Origin of the sequence: Mesorhizobium sp. M7A.F.Ca.CA.004.12.1.1, assembly GCF_003997835.1 — a bacterium.
Lineage (GTDB): Bacteria > Pseudomonadota > Alphaproteobacteria > Rhizobiales > Rhizobiaceae > Mesorhizobium.
This window is the reverse complement of record NZ_RZRK01000034.1, coordinates 1-16,216: the sequence shown is the minus strand read 5'-3', so window position 1 is coordinate 16,216 and position 16,216 is coordinate 1. Positions and strand designations below refer to the sequence as shown.

Below are 16,216 nucleotides of genomic sequence, written 5' to 3'. Positions count from 1 at the left end.
CCCAAGCACATGTGCATCCCGCGTGCCTATTGGGGCAATGCCGGTGCCGCCGCGCTGGGCAATCCCGGCGCCCTGGCCTCGATCACCGGCAACTCGCTGCTCATCAACAGCGTCGAAAATGGCCTGACGCTCGGCGCCGGCGATCTGATCTCGGCGACGACAGGCGACTACAATGCGCTGTTTCGCGTCCAGACCGGCGGCGTCGCCGCTGGCAACGCGATCACCGTCACCGTCGAGCCGGCCGTGCCGGCCTACATCACGGCCGGCGCCGTCATCACGTTCAAGAACCCGGTCGCCAACATGCGCGTCATGCCGGGGTCGTTCTCGATCCCCGACGAGCCGAAGCCGGTTGCGACCTTTACCCTTGTCGAGATCCCGAAATGAGCTTTCCGACCCGCCTGCAGACCGTCCTGTCCGAAGGCAGAGCCGTCATCCGCTCGGGCATCAAGATCGCCTGCACGACCGGCACGTACGGCTTCTGGAACGGCAAGGGCAACATCATCGTCGACGGCCTGGTCTACTGGCCGAATTCGCTGATCAGCGTCTCCGAGCCAGTCTATGGCCTCGGCACTGCCGCATCGACCTTCACTGTCGAACTGGTCGCCAAGCGCGATTCCGGCCTGACGCCCGACAAGCTGCTGCTGATCGAGGATGAAGGCTACAAGGATGCGCCGGTGACGGTGTTCGACTTCTACTTCGATCCCGATGACCGCTCGTTTTTGCATGCAGAGCCCGGCGCTTACGGCTTCATCGATACGGTCGACCATTCCCGTGACAATGGCGAAAAGAAGCTGATTGCCAATGTGCGCTCCGGCGCCATCGCCAACCATCGCGACGGCTATCGCACCGCCAGCCATCAGGATCAGCAGCTCGTTTCGCCCGGCGACCGCATCTTCGAATTTGCCAGCACCGTGCGGCACGAGTTCTTCGACATCACCTTCGACTGAGGCAATCCTGATCATGCTCAAGCTCACCCGGTTGCCCGACTGGGACCGCCGCCTTGCGCGTCTGGTCAACCAGCACAAGTCGACACCCGGCGTGTGGGGCGTGTCCGACTGCCTGCTGACCGTCGCCGATGCCGTCGAGGCGATCACCGGCACAGATCCTGCCGCCGACATCCGTGGCAAATACAAGACCGAAGCCGGCGCTGCGAGGATCCTGCGCAAGCGCGGCTTCGGCGATGTCGAGATGGCGTTGGCCAGCCTGTTCCCGCCCGTCGGCCGGCTGATGGCGCAGCGCGGCGATATCGGCGTTGTCGAGCGCAACGGCGTGCTCTGCGCAGGCTTCATCACCGATCTCGGCTTTGCGGTGAAAACAGAGTCCGGTCTGTCTTTCGTCTCGCAGATGACCATCAAATCCGCATTCAAGGTCGGCTGACAGCATGCCGTTCCTGATCCCGATCATCGCGCCGCTTGCCAGCGCGGTCGGCCTTGGCGGCTTCGCTTCCTGGCTCGGCGGCTCGACCATCCTTGCCGGCCTCGCCCGCTTCGGCATCGGTCTTGCGGCGAAGTATGCCCTCGGCGCGATCTTCGGCCAACAGGAACCGCAGGCGCAGGCCGTCCAGCTCGATACGGTCTATGGCGAGGATCTTGCGCGCACGGTCGGCCTCGGCGTCTATGGCACCGCCGGCCAGAAGCTTTACCGCAATGCCTATGGCTCGGGAAACCGGTCCATTCAAGACGTCTACAAGCTTTCCGACTTCCGCATCACCGGCGTCACCCGCGTGCGTGCCGAAGGCGAATGGCGCTCGCTCGGCGGCGTCGAGGATCCGGTCAAGGGTTTCCGCGTCCAGGGCATAGACGGGGAAATCTGGGTCAAGGTCTATCTCGGCACCATGGATCAGGTGGCCGATGCCGGCCTGATCGACCAGGCCAATCCGCCCGGCCGCTGGAGCGAGGATCATCGTGGCGCCGGCATCGCCTATGCCGTCGTCACCATGCAGCTCGACCGCGAAAAGATGCAGCAGCCGTGGGAGGCCTTTTTCGAGGTGCAGGGCGCCCCGCTCTACGATTGGCGCAAGGACAGCACCGTTGGCGGCGGTGGCGCCCATCGCTGGAATGACCAGGACACATGGGAGTTTTCCGAAAACCCGGTGCTGATGGTTTACGGACTGGAGCGCGGCTTCTTCAACGGCACGGAAATGATGGTCGGCAAGGGCGTGCCGGCCGGGCGCCTGCCGCTCGGCGACTGGACGCTAGCCGCCAATGTCTGCGACGAAAGCATCGGCCTGCTGAAGCGCTATTCCGCCGGCGTCATCGCCGCGGCAGGATCCGGCGTGACCCACGACCAGAACATCCAGCCGCTGTTCGAGGCCTGCGCGGCGACGTGGATCGAGGACGCCTCCGGCGAGTTCCCGATCGTCGGTGCCGCGCAATCGACGGTGCTCACCTTCACCGACGACGACATCATGGTCGACGAGACCTTCCGTTTCTCGACCAAGCGCACCAAGTCGGAACTGATCAACACGCTGGCCGGCACGTTTCGCGATCCTGACGCCTTCTTCGAGCAGACGCCGTTCGCGGTGCGGATCGACGAGGTCGCTCTTGCCGAGGATGGCGAGCGCCTGGCAGTGGCCATACCATACGGCGGGGTCAACAAGGCGGAGGTCGCCGACCGGCTGGCCGACATCGCCTTCAAGGCCAGCCGGTTCCAGGGCAATGGCGATATCGTCATCCATCCAATGTTCCTCGCCGATGCCAAGGTCGGGCGCTGGTGCGAATGGGATTCGGCGGAGTTCGGCACCCGCAAATTCCAGATGCTGGAAAAGACGCTGGGGCCGCTCGGCGACAAGGGTGCGCGCAACATCCACCTGAAGCTGCAGGAAGTCGGCGACGAGATCTTCGACGGCACCGATTACACGACCGTGCCGCCGGTGCCGGAGCTTCCCGGCCCGCCCGACTATCAGACCGAAGCCGCCAATTTCCTCGCCTTCGGCGTAGCGCAGCAGGTCGCCGGTTCGGCGGAGAAAATCCCCGGCCTGCGCTTCACCTGGAATGCGTTCACCGACATCACCGTCGTGTCGATCGACATCGAATACCGGCCGCAGGGTCAGACCGACAGCATCGTCAAGCGCGCCAATGTGCCCGACCAGGTGCTGATCACCAGCGATGGCGTTCTGGCGGCGACAACCTACGAATACCGCCATCGCATCATCACGCGCCCGGTGCGCACGACGTTCTTCACCGATTGGGCAACCGTCGACACGCCGGCGGCCACGGTACCGGCCGTGTCGGTCGGCCTCGGTCAGGTGCAGGAAGACATCTACGATCTCTTCGCCACGCTTGTCGCCGATACGCGCGTCGCCATCATAGAGCGCATCAATCAGTTGGCCGCCGCCGCGGTAGATGCCGCTGGTCGCGTTGCCAAGGACAACTCGGTTGCCGTTCGCTTCCGCAATGCCACCGCCGCGGCGCAGCAGCTGCTCGAGGCGTCGATCACTGAGATCGACGATGAGCTTGTGGCGCTGGCAGCAGCCACAACGGCCGTCGAAGCATCGGTCGGCCTAATTTCGGCGGATGGGCTGTTCCAGCTCATTGCCACCGCCGGAAGCGGTGACGTGACCTCCCGCCTCATAGCGCAGGTACGCGCGACCAACGGCGACGTCTGGGTCGATGCCGGCTATGTCATGGAAGCCGGCTTTACCGGCGGCAATCCTTTGGCGCCGTTCTCGCGCTTTGTCATCAAGGCTGATCAGTTCGTCGTCACTGACGGAACCAACGACGGCACGCCCCTGGTGTTCGCAAGCGGCGAATTGAAGCTGCAGGTCGCGCGGATCGGCACGGCCATCGTGGAAGAGCTGCAATCCGCCAACGGCAAGCTGGTGATCACCGGCAACGGCACAGAAGCCAAGATCGAACTGTTCGCATGAGCACGCGCGGCTTCATCGGGCTCGACGGCAGCGGCGTGCCGATGGTCAAGATCATGGCCGATGCGTCCTACGATCCTTTGTCGACGCCGGACACGGATTGGGAAAAGCACCGCTTCAATTCGCGCAACACCGAATACAGCTACATCGACGACATCATCATCTGGCCGCGCACGGTCACGACTTACTATCCGGCCGGCTGCAACTCGTCGAACTATGTTCTCAAATGCGAGAGCGGCGGCTTCGTCTTCTGCCACGCGGCGCGGGCAATCGCCTATTACGGCTTCCTGCCGATCATCGAGCATCGCTACATCGATCCGACGAACAACAAGGCCAGGATCTATCGCGACGACACGTTGACCAACGGCAATCCCAATTCGATGGCCAAGGTCAAGCAAAACAGCGGCATTCGGACAACCTCGGCCTATGACAATCTGAACAACCATCCCGACGAGATGGTTTCGCAATTTGGCGCTGTGGCCAGTCCGTATTGCGCCATGTCGATCGTCACCCGCTTTCCCTGCGACCGGGACTATACCGCCCTGTCGACACCGCCCATCGTCGGCAACTGCTTCTTTGTGGTCGACGAGAAGCGCGGCTACGCGCGCATCTCTCGCGGCGCGGTCGATGCCAGGACGGCGATTGCCTCACAGTGCATCGTCCATGAGAATCAAAGACCCCTGACGATCGTCGCCACGGGATCGACGACGTTGACCGCTGGACAGACGCAGGTGATCGCCCTCGGCGTCGACGTGCCGGATGGTTCGATCCCCTATATTATCGGGGCGGCGGCCGGCAACATGGCGTCTTTCTCCTCACCCTCGAGCGCCTTTCTTGTCGATGCCTCGATTTCCGGAAACAACCTGACGATCGTCAACGGAAACGCCGTGTCGATCACGGTTTTCTACAATGTCATGGTCCAGAACCAGCAGGTGCCGACGACGGGCGGTTCCGGCAAGATCCTGTTCACCGATGAGGGCGAGATCAAGATGCTGCGCCCGGGCGCGGCCTCGCCACCGGTGCCGGCCGACATCCTGCTGTGGAGCGAATATCGTTATTGCCCGGTGGTCGCCTATGGGAAGGTGGCGGATATGCTGTTCTCAGGGACACCGGGCGTCTCGACACCGGCGCGAACCTACACGCTTGCGGTTCCGGCGCTGGACAATCCGCCCATCATCCTGACGGCTCTGCAGAAGGTCGGCGCCGACGCCAATTTCAACGACGGCGACATTCTGATCAACGCCAACTGGGCGTCCTCTGCATTCGGGGTAACGCTCCAGCTCACCAACTGGTGGGTCTACGACGCCGCCGCGCACACCATCACCTTCAGCGTCAACGACACGGCCGGCAGCGGCTGGGTGTTCCGCTACTTCGTCCTCGCTGTTCCCGACTAAAGGGCAAATCCAAATGGCATCAATCTATTCCACCGGCACGGTATCCGTGACGAACGGCAATGCAGTGGTCACCGGCACCGGTACCGCGTGGGCGCTCGGGCTTGTCGCAGGCGGCATGTTCACGCGCCTTGGCGTGGCCGTTCCGATCCTGTCCGTCACCGACGACACGCACCTGACGCTGGCCTACGCCTGGCCAGGCGCGACCGCTGCTGGGGCGGCCTACGCCATTGCGCTGGAGAATTCGAACGCCGCCGACATCGTCGACCTCAATCGCACGCTGTCGCGCGTGCTCGTGACGCTGTCGCTGGTCGGGGTTCACCCCAACGCCTCAGGCACGATCGCCGAGCGCGACGCCATTGTCCTGACGTCCGACGATGAAGGCTTCTTCTTCCTGCATGCCGAGATCGGCATCGCTTTCGCGTTCTACCGATGGTCCGGCACGGCATGGGAAGGGCCGTTCCCGGTAGCGGATGCGGCTGCGGGCGGTCCCGTCAGCAGCATCTCGCCCGGTACCGGAATCGCGATCGATAACACCAATCCCGCTATTCCCGTCGTCAAACTCGCCAACATGGCCAATGCCACCGTCAAGGGGCGCACGACTGCGGGCACGGGCGCGCCCGAAGACCTGTCCATGACGCAACTCGATCTGCTGCAAATCGCGGCCGGGAAAAAAAGAGAGAGGCTGACGGCAAGCCGAACTTACTTCGTCCGCACCGACGGATCGAACGGCAATACAGGCCTTGTGAACAATGCTGGTGGCGCATTCCTGACGCTGCAGAAAGCTATCGACGTCGTTAAGACTTTGGACCTAGGCGGCTTCGGCGTGACCATCCAAGTCGGCGCCGGGACCTATACCGCCGGCGTCAATGTAAACGCTCCGTTCGTCGGCGGTCTCGTAAGCGTCGTCGGCGACGCAATCACCCCTGCCAACGTGATAATTTCCACGACCTCCAGCAGTTGCATAACGGTGAGCGGGGGAGGCTCTGCGCTTTCGGTCTCGGGGTTGAAGCTCCAAACCACAACTTCCGGACAATGCCTGTGGGCAACCAACAAAGGCCAGATCACGGTTGATGGGAAAATGGATTTTGGAGCGTGCGCCGGCGGGCATATCCTTGCAGACAATGATGCGGCGGTAACGATCAACGCCAACTACAACATCACAGGATCGGCATCGAAGCACTGGTGGGCTGAAGCCTATGGCCTCGTGGCTTGCGTGGGCAAAACGATCACGATCACCGGCACACCAGCTTTCGGAACCCAGTTCGCGAATGCGTTCGGCGGCTTCATCAATGTGCCGGTAAACACGTTTTCAGGAAGCGCCACAGGGTCGAGATACAATGCTGCGTTGAATGGCACTATCAACACCAACAACGCCGGAACGAGCTATCTACCGGGCAGTGCCGCCGGCACAGGTACAAACCCCAGCGTCACACCATTTGGCCTATACAACTAGAGGCAGATATCCATGCTAACTGATCGCTTCTGGATCGTTGCCGACGACGAAAGCCGCTTCTGGTCGAGTGCTGCTGGGGCATATGTGAATTCTCTGCCCGAGGGCCTATTCCTATCAGCGGAAGATGCACTGTCATCTGGGTGCAGTGTGGCGGATCTCATAGCTGTCGTTCCCACGCGAATCGCCAGCGAAGGGGAATTGACAGACGTATTGGCCGGATTTGGGCTGCCTGGTCCCGTGGTTCGCGTCCCGGGCTCGGTCTCGGCTCGTCAGTTTAAGCTCCAGCTTCTTGCGTCCGGCCTCTTGGGCCAGGTCGAGGCATTCATCGCCGCGAAAGGGCCGGCCGTCCAAATCGCCTATGACAACAGTAATTCGTTCGTGAGAACAGAGCCGATGATGGCATCCGGCTTTGCCGCGCTTGGCTTCAATGATGAGCAGGTCGACGCGTTCTTCGTTGCGGCTGCGCAGATATAGTGTTTACTCAGCTGGCACCACAGACCCAGGGAGAGACGGGCTGGCTTGCTGACGTGGCTTTTGGCGCAGGATTGGCCGTTCGAGGCAGTAGTAGCTCACGGTGGCAACGGCGATGCAGAAAGCCATGCCTGCCAGGCAGCGAGTGCCATAATTCTCCGGGATTGAAGTCATTCGCAGCAATGACATGCCCTGCCCAAAGGCCCAGAGATGGAAGACATAGAGTCCGAAGGAAATCTGGCCAAGGTACGCGAGCGGGCGCCATTGTAGGACTGTACCAAGATTTTTGGCGTAGAGAGTCAGATGCAACAGTGATCCCGCGAACAGGCCAGCTGTTACAAAGGCAATTACTGAGCCTACGCTGGTATGAAGATCAGGAAGGGTCACCAGCCCGATAGCGCTGCAGGCGAAAGCCGTAGCGACCGTCCAGATAGGGAGCTTTTTCGTCACGCCCATTGCGATCAGAAGGCCAGCAATGGTCGATTCCGGCCTCAGCAACGGCGTCATGTAGATCGGCTGGATAGAGATCCCGCTCAGTGCAAATGCTGCACGGCCAACCAAGCAGATAGGTAGCGCGCAAAGCAACGCCATTAGAAACGCCCGCTTGCCGACCGCACGATAGACCAGAAATAACAGGGGCAGGATCAGGTAAATCTGGAACTCGTACGACAGGGACCAGAGATGCCCGGTGTTTGGGACGGACTTGGCGTGTTCCGGAAACCAGTAAATGAAATTTCCGACGAACGAGGCAAGGCCCAGGAGCCAGCCGTATGCGTCGGCGTTCGCCGACCCGTACAGGATCAACATGGCAATCGCGAACAGCATCATTAGGGGGTAGATGCGCAGAAGCCTTCGCGCGTAGAAAAGCGAGATGCTGATCCGTCCGGTTCTTGTTACCTCTTTTTCGAAGAGGCCGAAAAGCAGGAATGCCGACAGAGTGAAAAACACTTCCACGCCGATCCAGCCTTGCGCCTGAAGCATGCTGAGCGTCGGGTGGTCAGGTCCGGCCGAGAAGTGAAAAAAGAACACCATCGCAAATGCCAGAAAGCGTAAGCCGTCCAGCGTTGGATACTGCTGCGGTGCAGCATTTTGGTGCGAAGACATCTGTATTCCCCCGAGCGAAAGGGGCTTTTACATGCAACCAAAAGAAATCGCAATTCGGCAAGTTACGAAGGCTAGTTCGCCTTACGCAGCGCGTTGAGGATGATGTCGGCATCGTTCTGAGTGCCGCTCTTCATCACTTCCCACAATCCGTCGACATGAACGAGATGCCCGCCATCATAGGTTCTGATCTCGCCGGCGGCCTGCACCACGCTGTCTCGCATCGCCTGAGGTAGCTCCAGCCACGGCTTGGGCAGCGAAAACCAATCCCCTCGCGGTTCGTCGTATTTCATGCGCGGGCCTCCCGCCGCCGACCATAGTCAATCAACATCCGAAGGAAAACCCATGGACACTTCGTTCAAGGGCGCAGCGGTGCGCCTGCAAGACATAGACATTCCACGCATCGGTGCCGAGATCGGGGTTGGCGAGGACGAACTGCATGCCTTCATGGACGTCGAGGCGGCAGGATCCGGCTTCGATGCGGCCGGCCGGCCGAAGATGCTGTTCGAACCGCATGTCTTCTACCGGCTTCTCGGCAAGGGCATGAAACGGGATGCTGCGGTCAAGGCTGGGCTCGCCTATCCGAAATGGGGCATGAAGCCCTATCCCAAGGACAGTTACCCGCGCCTGGTCAAAGCGATGGCAATCGACGAGACGATCGCGTTGATGGCCGCTTCGTGGGGCTTGACCCAGATTCTCGGCGAGAACCATCGCGATGCCGGGTACACTTCACCGCAGGCGTTGGTGACGGCGTTCTTGGCATCCGAGGCCAACCACCTCGAGGCGACAGTGCGCCTCCTGGTCGCGTGGAAGATCGACGACGATCTGCGCGCGCATCGCTGGCCGGTCATCGCCAGGACTTGGAATGGTCCCGGCTACAAAAAAAATGCCTACGATACCAAGATGGCCGCCGCCTTTGCCAAATGGCAAAAGATCAGGGACACGCCATTCTCGCCAGCGGCGGACCCTGTTTCGGCTGAGCCGGTGTCGATCGCCGCGGTGGTGCCGGCCGTCGACAAGGCAACGGTTGAGCGCGTCCAGCAGCAGCTGAAGGATCTCGGTTATACAGAGGTCGGCGGCGTCGACGGCAAGGCCGGCGACTTCACCGCAGCCGCGATCCGCGCCTTCCGCTCTGACAATGGCCTGCCGGCGGGTGACGGCATCGACGACGAGCTGCTGCTGTCCCTGCAGAAGGCCAAGCCGCGGGCCATTCCCGCCGCGCGCGCGGATGCGCGGGCCGACGTCGTGCGTGACAAGGTGCCGGAGGTGAAGACGAACTGGTTGACCAAAGTCGGCGCGTTCTTCACCGGCATCGCGGCACTGATCGGCAGCTTCTTCGACGGCATCATCGGCAATCTCGGCGCCGCCAGCGGCTATATCCAGCCTGTCAAGGATGCTGCCGGCGACGTGCCTGGCTGGGTCTGGATGCTGGCGATTGCGGCTGTTGCCGGCGGGCTGTTCCTGGTCGCACGCCATGGCGAAGCCAAGGGCGTCGAGGCATTCAAGACGGGAGCACGGCGCTGATGGGCGTCCTCATCTCGCTCGTCGCCGGCTTCGTCGGTGTTCCCCGCCCTCTCGCCCGCATCATCGCGTGGGCCGTCCTGGCCGTCGCCGTCTCCGGCGCCGCCCTCGGCGGCTACGAACTCATCAAGCATTGGGGCGCCGACGAAGTCCGCGCCAAGATCGAAAAGGAGAATACCGATGCGATTCACAAGGGCGTTGACGCTCGCATGTCTCTTGACGAGTGCCTTGACGCTGGCGGCGTGTACGACTTCGGGCGTCAGCGGTGTGACGCCGCTCCGACAGGCCCTCGGTAACAGCCTCGCCGGCGCACAGGGCAAGACCCAAGCCGACCAGAACAAGATCGACCGCACGATGGCGCCAGGCTGCGCGGTGAAGCTCTATACGCGCGCCGAATGCGATTTGCACACCAAGGCCAGCGCTGCGCGCCGAGCGGAGCTCAAGACATGATCGTGCTGCGCATCGCTGGCGGCATCCGCGAGCATTTCGGGATGCGCGTCACCGAATGGATCATGACCGGAGCGCTGTTCGGCTGGTCCGGTTGCCTGGCAATGGATCCGCTGACCTTCGACCGCTCGCCGTCGATGGCTATCATCGCTACCTACGGCAATGAAGCGTTCTGGGCCAACGTCTGTCTCATGACTGCGCTGCTTCGGCTCGGGGCGCTCATCGTCAATGGCACCTTCAAGGGTTTCCGCTACTCGCCCCATTTCAGGGCTGGGGCTTCCATCGCGTCGTGCGTGTTTTGGGGTCAAATTGCGCTCGGCGTCCTCGTTGCCGTCCTGACGGCCGATGGCTCCGGCACCGGGGTGATCGTCTACCTCACCTTCATGACGATCGAAATGTGGAACCTTTTTCGGGCATGGGCTGATGTCGGTGCTTCGCAGCGGAGGCGTTGATGATCCTTGGCATTCCGGCCGAACAGTTGGTGCCGATCGCCAATTTCGTGGGATTGGCGTTGCTCGGCCTCCTGGCAATGCTCGGCCTTCGCTTCGGTCGCGGCACCGTCACGCCGGCGGAGCGCCAGGTCGAGGTCGCCGGCGCCCTCATCGACAACAGCGCGGTCAAGGAACTGGCGGCCTCGATCGAGGGCTACACAATGGAACTGATCGCCGGGCGCGCTGACAATGAAAAGCAGCGCCAGGCCATGTATCGGCTGATCGAAGTCGGCAACCGCTTCGTTGACGAGGTCGGGGACCTTCGCCGCGACATCGGCGACCTGGCAAAGGAGATCGCGCGATCGAAGTAAGGATCGCGCCCTGGAAAAGCCCGCCGTGCCGAAAGGTGCGGCGGGCTTTTGCGTCCTAGGCCTTGATGCTTGGAGCCGGCGGCTGTTCAACTGTCGAGCTCGAGTGGCTCATGGTCTTCCGTGACATGCCAGAGCAGCTGCCCGATATCCCTCATGTCGATCGCTTGTCCGCAGACCGGGCATATCTCAATCTCTGGTCCTTCGGTCACCGGCTTGCGGTCTACTGCCTTGAGACGGCCCGTTGGGCGGGGAAGATCGGAAAGCTTGGTCATCAACGACTCCGACATACAATTCGTCTAAAATACCCCGGAACCTTAATCAGCCTTCCGACTTGAATCGCGGTGCGGGGTATCGAGTATGAGTAACGCCGGAGACCGGCTGAAGTTCATCAAGCCACAGGAACCCGTCCTGGTGCTGGAGCCGCCGGTCAGCGACGACTGGATCCACGAAATCAAATATGACGGCTTCCGCACCCAGATCATCCTGGACTGGGCCGGCGCCCGTGCCTTCACCCGCACCGCCATCGACTGGTCGAAGCGCTACTGGCCGATCGTCACCGCTGCCGAGCAGCTGAAGGCGAAATCGTTCATCCTCGACGGTGAGGTGATCGCGCCCGAGCCGGACGGCCGGTCGAACTTCCACGCCATGCATTCGCGCATGGCATGGAACGCCGAGCTGCTCGCCTTTGTAGCGTTCGATATTCTGTATCTGGACGGCGAGGATCTGCGCCCGCGGCCGGCGATCGAGCGCAAGGCAATCCTGTGGGACCTGATCAAGCCGGCCGAGGGCATCATCCAGTACAGCCAGCACGTCGAGGGCGGCGGCGCCGAGTTCTACGATGCGGCTGAGCGAATGGGGCTTGAAGGCGTGGTGTCGAAGCGCAAGTTCAGCCCATATCGTAGCGGCGCCAAGGATGAAGCCTGGCTGAAGACAAAATGCTGGGACATCGCCGAACTGGATCTGATCGGCGTCAAACGAAAAGCCGGCGAGTGGACCGAGGGGCTGTTCGCGCGGGACGGAAAATATGTCGGCAAGGCCGTGATCGCCACCACGGATGCGATAAAGGACCGCCTCTGGAAACGGGTGCAGAAGGCCAAGGCAGCGCCGCCGCACGTTCCCACGGCACAGATCACGCCTGACGTCGAATGGGTCAAGCCCGGCATCAAAGCCAGCGTCAGGACGCTACGCGGCGAGCCCAAGCTGCGGCACGCCTCGGTGCAGGGTTTCCTCGACGAAGGCTGATGGGGCCCTTGACCGCAGTTGGGAATTTGTTCTTATTACGTTCTCATGGAACACGATCCGATCGACACGCTGGGCAAGGCGACCCGGCACAACATGCTTGTGAAGGCCGAATGCAGTTGCGGCAATGTCCGCTACATCAGGTCGGCCGACCTGATGATGGTCTATGGCGGCGGCGTCGATCCGCTGGCGCTGAAGTTCGATTGCAGCCGTTGCAAGCCACAGATCAAGATCACGCTGCTCGAGGTGCATCCGGAACACCTGCCGAAGCGCCTGGTGATCCACAAGCCGATGAAGGTCGACGGCAAGATTACCTGGTACACTGAACGGTTTCGAGGATGAGCGACTGGACATTCCAATCGCTGGTCGACGGGAACATGCAGATCACGGCGTATTGCCGCAACTGCGTTCATTACGCGGTGCTCGACCTTGAGGGTTTAAGAGACAAATACGGTCCGGAGGTCAAAGCGATGAACTGGAATCTCGCGCCGCGCCTGGTCTGCTCCAAATGCAGGGCCAACAAGCCGGAACTTCGCTACACACCCGACTCCAACAAGGTGTCAGGCATGGGCAAAGCAGTGGGGAATTCCTACGCAAAGGCCAAGGGCGATCGCTAGTCCAGCGGTTTCAACTTTGGCCGCTTTTGCACCAATTCGCCGTCGAAGAGAGTCGAAACCCAGCGTTGGTGGCTTTGCGGTTTTCACTGGCCTGTCACGCCGGAGGTCGCGGGTTCGAGCCCCGTCACTCGCGCCATTTCTCTCAAGGGTATCAAGCTCTTGGCTTCAGAGAAATGTCGACATTGATTGTCAAAAATATTGTCTTGCAAGAGACCTGAGGTCCAAGAGACCTGAGGTCACTCAGGTCCTTTCAGCCCTTGCCTACGCCTGGCCCTGCAAGATCACCCCCTCGCCAGCAGTGCCTCGACCTCCTGCAACGTCGGCATCGACGGTGCAGTCCCCGGTCGCGTCACGGAGATACCGGCGACGGCGCAGGCGAAGCGCACCGCTTGCAGCGGCTCCACGCCCCTCGAAAGTGCTGCGGCAAGCCCGCCATTGAAGGCATCGCCTGCCCCCGTGGTTTCGACCACCGGGCCGGCGCTGACGGCTGGAACATGGTCGGAGCGCTCCTTCGAGTGCAAAAGCGCGCCCTTGTCGCCGAGCGTGACGATGACCGTGCCGACCCCCTTTTTCAGCAGACTGTCCGCGGCGGCTCGCGCCTCGTCGACCGAGGACACCTTCATCCCGGTCAGTTCCTCCGTCTCGGTCTCGTTGGGCGTAAGGTAGTCGCAGAGCGTGTAGATGCGGTCGGGAAGCTTTGCCGCGGGGGCCGGGTTGAGGATCGTCGTCACCCCTGCCCCACGCGCGATCTCCAGCGCCCGCATGGCGGCTTCGATCGGCTGTTCGAGTTGGGTGACGAAGACGCCGGCACCGCCGATCAGCGTGGCATTGGCTTCGATATCGGCTGGAGAGATCAGCATGGCAGCACCGGGGCTGACGATGATGGCGTTGTTGCCGGTGGTCTCCTCGACGAAGATGTAGGCCGCACCGGTGTAGCTTTCCGGCGTATTGATGACGGCATTTTTCACGCCCGCCTGCGCCCAGGTCTGCCTCGCCATGTCGGCGAAGGGATCGACGCCGAGGCGGGTGAGGAAGGGGACGTCGGCGCCGAGCTTGCCGGCGGCAACCGCCTGGTTAGAACCCTTGCCGCCCGGCCCCAGCGTGAAGGATGTGCCGAGGATGGTTTCGCCCATGCGCGGCTGCCGCTGCGCCCTGTAGGCGGTGTCGGCGACGAACACACCCAATATGACGACAGGCTTCATGACGACCGGCTTGCCCGAAGCCATGCCGCTACTGCGCATCCGGCGGCACGACGCCCTTGCGAAAGGCGAAGCAGCCGTAGAAGCGGCGCTCACCTGTCTGGATGACGCAATAGGCCTGTTTGGCGCGCTCGTAGAAGGCATAGCGCTCGACCGCGATCATCGGCCACGACTTGCCCTCGGCCTTGTCGACCTCCCTTTGCACTTCGCTTTGTACGGGCGGAATTTCGTCGGGCTTGCCCACAATTTCCATGCGCGCGGCCGAGTCGTCGACGAATGTATCCAGTGGGTAGAGCGACAGCACCGCCTTGACCACTTGCGCCGCCGAGGCATCGATGCGCAGCACGCGGCCGAGCGCCGTCTGGCGCGCCACGGAATCGGACGGAAAATTGGTGTCGGCGATGATCAGATCATCGCCATGCCCCATTGCCCGCAATGCCTGCAGCACGTCGGCATTGAGCAGCGGGTTGATGCCTTTGAGCATGGTATTCCTCGTGAGTTGGGATCAGAGACGCTTGCCGGTCTCTGCGTCGAAAAGATGGATCTGGTCGAGCCGTGGCTTCAGCTTCAACGTATCGCCCGGCTTGAAGTCGTGACGCTCGCGAAACAGCGCCACCATCTCGCCTTCGCCGAAGCGCAGGAACACCAGCGTTTCCGAGCCGGTCGGCTCGACCACCGAAATCTTCGCCGGCACGCCGTCGGGATGAATTTCGAGATGCTCCGGTCGCACGCCATAAACGACGGCTTGCCCGTCTTGTGCGGCGTTGCCCGATGCGATCGGGAACAGCGTGCCCGCGATGTCGACACCGGGCTTGTCGCCCTTGCGCATGGTGCCCTTGAGCAGGTTCATCGACGGCGAGCCGATGAAGCCGGCGACAAACAGGTTGGCCGGTCTGTCGAACAGCTCCAGCGGCGCGCCGACCTGCTCGATGCGGCCGTCGCGCATCACGACGATCTTGTCGGCCATGGTCATGGCCTCGATCTGGTCGTGGGTGACGTAGATGGTGGTGGTCTTCAGCCTCTGGTGCAGTTCCTTGATCTCGGTGCGCATCTGCACGCGCAGCTTGGCGTCGAGATTGGACAGCGGCTCGTCGAACAGGAAGACCTGCGGATTGCGCACGATGGCACGGCCCATGGCCACGCGCTGTCGCTGGCCGCCGGAAAGCTGGCGGGGATAGCGCTTCAGATAGGGATTGAGGTCGAGGATATCGGCGGCGCGCTTGACCCGCTCGGCGACCAAGGCCGGATCGGTTTTCCTGAGCTTGAGGGCAAAGGCCATGTTCTGCTCGACCGTTTTGTGCGGATAGAGCGCATAGTTCTGGAACACCATGGCGATGTCGCGCTTGGCCGGCGGCAGATGATTGACGACGCGGTCGCCGATGGCGATCGTACCGGCGGAGACGGTCTCCAACCCAGCCACCATCCTGAGCAATGTGGACTTACCGCAACCCGAAGGGCCAACCAGCACCACGAACTGTCCGTCTGCGATATCGACGCTGACTTCGTGCAGAACCTTGACCGTTCCAAAGGCCTTGGCCACCTTGCTGATCGCGACTTGCGCCATATCTCCCCCATCGGCTCCATTAGCCGTAGGCGCAGAAGCTAACCAACGCGACCTGTCAGGGCAAGTCGGTCCCTTATAGATAAAAACCCGCTCTCGTTGACACGGCGTTGTGTTGTGAGAATAGTGGCAGGCGTTGGTCAAAATGTCGGTATCCGATCCGCAATCGGAACCTCAATCGACGCAGGGTGGGGTCCTGCCTAATTCGTTTCCGAAACGGGAGCATCTTTGGCGCTCCGGCGTCCGACAGTTGGCCGATTTATTCACACTGATGTTCTGGGAGGAATAGGCGATGAGAACGGGTCTTTACGACAAACTGGTTCGAGCCGGCGCCACAAGGCGCGACATATTGAAGGGCGCGGCCAGCATGGCCGCGATCGCAGCCGCATCCAGCGCCGGACTTGGCGCCTTGACGCGCCCGGCTTCCGCGGCAAGCGAATTGCGCACAAAAATCCTGCAGATCCCCGGCGTCGGCAAAGGCCAGCCGACGGACGCCGACTTCCAGAAGGTCGGTGAACTCTGCCTCGAAGCGACCAAGGCCAATGT

General features: G+C 61.8%; 20 protein-coding genes and 2 pseudogenes. 16 read left to right on the top strand and 6 right to left on the bottom strand.

Annotation, left to right across the window (positions count from 1 at the left end; all coding sequences use genetic code 11):
* The 7 genes and pseudogenes from EN984_RS37565 to EN984_RS38575 all read left to right on the top strand — a co-directional run.
* Nucleotides 1-384, top strand: a pseudogene (locus EN984_RS37565) (hypothetical protein); the annotation flags it as partial.
* Nucleotides 381-947 (top strand): DUF2163 domain-containing protein, encoded by a 567-nt coding sequence (locus EN984_RS03440; RefSeq protein ID WP_127266605.1) that lies wholly within the window; start codon nucleotides 381-383, stop codon nucleotides 945-947. The pseudogene EN984_RS37565 and the gene EN984_RS03440, both read left to right, overlap by 4 nt.
* Nucleotides 948-960: 13 nt before the next feature.
* Nucleotides 961-1,377: a hypothetical protein gene (locus EN984_RS03435; protein ID WP_236383319.1), complete on the top strand. Its 417-nt coding sequence runs from the start codon at nucleotides 961-963 to the stop codon at nucleotides 1,375-1,377.
* 4 nt (nucleotides 1,378-1,381) lie between these two features.
* Nucleotides 1,382-3,868: a hypothetical protein gene (locus tag EN984_RS03430; protein ID WP_127266604.1), complete on the top strand. Its 2,487-nt coding sequence runs from the start codon at nucleotides 1,382-1,384 to the stop codon at nucleotides 3,866-3,868.
* Nucleotides 3,865-5,259 (top strand): hypothetical protein, encoded by a 1,395-nt coding sequence (locus EN984_RS03425; protein ID WP_127269933.1) that lies wholly within the window; start codon nucleotides 3,865-3,867, stop codon nucleotides 5,257-5,259. Before EN984_RS03430 ends, EN984_RS03425 begins: the two co-directional genes overlap by 4 nt.
* 13 nt (nucleotides 5,260-5,272) lie before the next feature.
* Complete coding sequence (locus EN984_RS03420; RefSeq protein WP_127266602.1) at nucleotides 5,273-6,712, top strand: hypothetical protein; 1,440 nt, start codon at nucleotides 5,273-5,275, stop codon at nucleotides 6,710-6,712.
* Nucleotides 6,713-6,724: 12 nt separating this feature from the next.
* A complete protein-coding gene (locus EN984_RS38575; RefSeq protein ID WP_236383320.1) occupies nucleotides 6,725-7,186 on the top strand; it encodes a hypothetical protein in 462 nt (153 codons plus the stop codon).
* Between the two features lie 3 nt (nucleotides 7,187-7,189).
* Here EN984_RS38575 and EN984_RS03410 read toward each other — a convergent pair whose 3' ends face one another.
* Complete coding sequence (locus EN984_RS03410) at nucleotides 7,190-8,287, bottom strand: acyltransferase (protein ID WP_127266601.1); 1,098 nt, start codon at nucleotides 8,285-8,287, stop codon at nucleotides 7,190-7,192.
* A 71-nt stretch (nucleotides 8,288-8,358) separates the two neighbouring features.
* Nucleotides 8,359-8,577, bottom strand: a complete 219-nt coding sequence (locus EN984_RS03405) for a hypothetical protein (protein WP_127266600.1) — start codon at nucleotides 8,575-8,577, stop codon at nucleotides 8,359-8,361.
* A 52-nt stretch (nucleotides 8,578-8,629) separates the two neighbouring features.
* Between EN984_RS03405 and EN984_RS03400 the strand changes: the two genes are divergently transcribed.
* Genes EN984_RS03400 through EN984_RS03385 form a run of 5 tightly spaced genes read left to right on the top strand, consistent with a single transcriptional unit; the run spans nucleotide 8,630 to nucleotide 11,054 of the window.
* Nucleotides 8,630-9,808, top strand: coding sequence for an N-acetylmuramidase domain-containing protein (locus EN984_RS03400; protein ID WP_127266599.1), 1,179 nt, complete (start codon nucleotides 8,630-8,632; stop codon nucleotides 9,806-9,808).
* A complete protein-coding gene (locus EN984_RS37560) occupies nucleotides 9,808-10,101 on the top strand; it encodes a hypothetical protein (protein WP_164748669.1) in 294 nt (97 codons plus the stop codon). Before EN984_RS03400 ends, EN984_RS37560 begins: the two co-directional genes overlap by 1 nt.
* Nucleotides 10,073-10,255 (top strand): hypothetical protein, encoded by a 183-nt coding sequence (locus EN984_RS03395; RefSeq protein ID WP_236383321.1) that lies wholly within the window; start codon nucleotides 10,073-10,075, stop codon nucleotides 10,253-10,255. Before EN984_RS37560 ends, EN984_RS03395 begins: the two co-directional genes overlap by 29 nt.
* On the top strand, nucleotides 10,252-10,704 hold the full coding sequence (locus EN984_RS03390) for a hypothetical protein (protein ID WP_127266597.1): 453 nt from the start codon (nucleotides 10,252-10,254) through the stop codon (nucleotides 10,702-10,704). The genes EN984_RS03395 and EN984_RS03390 overlap by 4 nt, the downstream gene beginning before the upstream one ends.
* A complete protein-coding gene (locus tag EN984_RS03385) occupies nucleotides 10,704-11,054 on the top strand; it encodes a hypothetical protein (protein ID WP_127266596.1) in 351 nt (116 codons plus the stop codon). The genes EN984_RS03390 and EN984_RS03385 overlap by 1 nt, the downstream gene beginning before the upstream one ends.
* An 86-nt stretch (nucleotides 11,055-11,140) precedes the next feature.
* On the opposite strand, the gene EN984_RS03380 is transcribed toward EN984_RS03385, so the two are convergent.
* Nucleotides 11,141-11,326 (bottom strand): hypothetical protein, encoded by a 186-nt coding sequence (locus EN984_RS03380; RefSeq protein WP_127266595.1) that lies wholly within the window; start codon nucleotides 11,324-11,326, stop codon nucleotides 11,141-11,143.
* An 85-nt stretch (nucleotides 11,327-11,411) separates the two neighbouring features.
* On the opposite strand from EN984_RS03380, the gene EN984_RS03375 reads away from it, so the two are divergent.
* Genes EN984_RS03375 through EN984_RS03365 form a run of 3 tightly spaced genes read left to right on the top strand, consistent with a single transcriptional unit; the run spans nucleotide 11,412 to nucleotide 12,910 of the window.
* Nucleotides 11,412-12,296 (top strand): RNA ligase family protein, encoded by an 885-nt coding sequence (locus tag EN984_RS03375; protein WP_127266594.1) that lies wholly within the window; start codon nucleotides 11,412-11,414, stop codon nucleotides 12,294-12,296.
* Nucleotides 12,297-12,341: 45 nt separating this feature from the next.
* Nucleotides 12,342-12,635: a hypothetical protein gene (locus tag EN984_RS03370; protein ID WP_127266593.1), complete on the top strand. Its 294-nt coding sequence runs from the start codon at nucleotides 12,342-12,344 to the stop codon at nucleotides 12,633-12,635.
* Nucleotides 12,632-12,910: a hypothetical protein gene (locus tag EN984_RS03365; protein WP_127266592.1), complete on the top strand. Its 279-nt coding sequence runs from the start codon at nucleotides 12,632-12,634 to the stop codon at nucleotides 12,908-12,910. Before EN984_RS03370 ends, EN984_RS03365 begins: the two co-directional genes overlap by 4 nt.
* A 281-nt stretch (nucleotides 12,911-13,191) precedes the next feature.
* Here the strand turns inward: EN984_RS03365 and rbsK are convergent, their stop codons facing one another.
* Genes rbsK through ugpC form a run of 3 tightly spaced genes read right to left on the bottom strand, consistent with a single transcriptional unit; the run spans nucleotide 13,192 to nucleotide 15,673 of the window.
* Nucleotides 13,192-14,136: a ribokinase gene (rbsK, locus tag EN984_RS03360; RefSeq protein WP_127383630.1), complete on the bottom strand. Its 945-nt coding sequence runs from the start codon at nucleotides 14,134-14,136 to the stop codon at nucleotides 13,192-13,194.
* Nucleotides 14,137-14,140: 4 nt separating this feature from the next.
* Nucleotides 14,141-14,593, bottom strand: a complete 453-nt coding sequence (locus tag EN984_RS03355) for an RbsD/FucU family protein (RefSeq protein WP_127266590.1) — start codon at nucleotides 14,591-14,593, stop codon at nucleotides 14,141-14,143.
* 21 nt (nucleotides 14,594-14,614) lie between these two features.
* Nucleotides 14,615-15,673 (bottom strand): sn-glycerol-3-phosphate ABC transporter ATP-binding protein UgpC, encoded by a 1,059-nt coding sequence (gene ugpC / locus EN984_RS03350; RefSeq protein WP_127266589.1) that lies wholly within the window; start codon nucleotides 15,671-15,673, stop codon nucleotides 14,615-14,617.
* Nucleotides 15,674-15,962: 289 nt separating this feature from the next.
* Between ugpC and EN984_RS03345 the strand changes: the two are divergent.
* Nucleotides 15,963-16,216: pseudogene (locus EN984_RS03345) on the top strand (sugar ABC transporter substrate-binding protein); the annotation flags it as partial.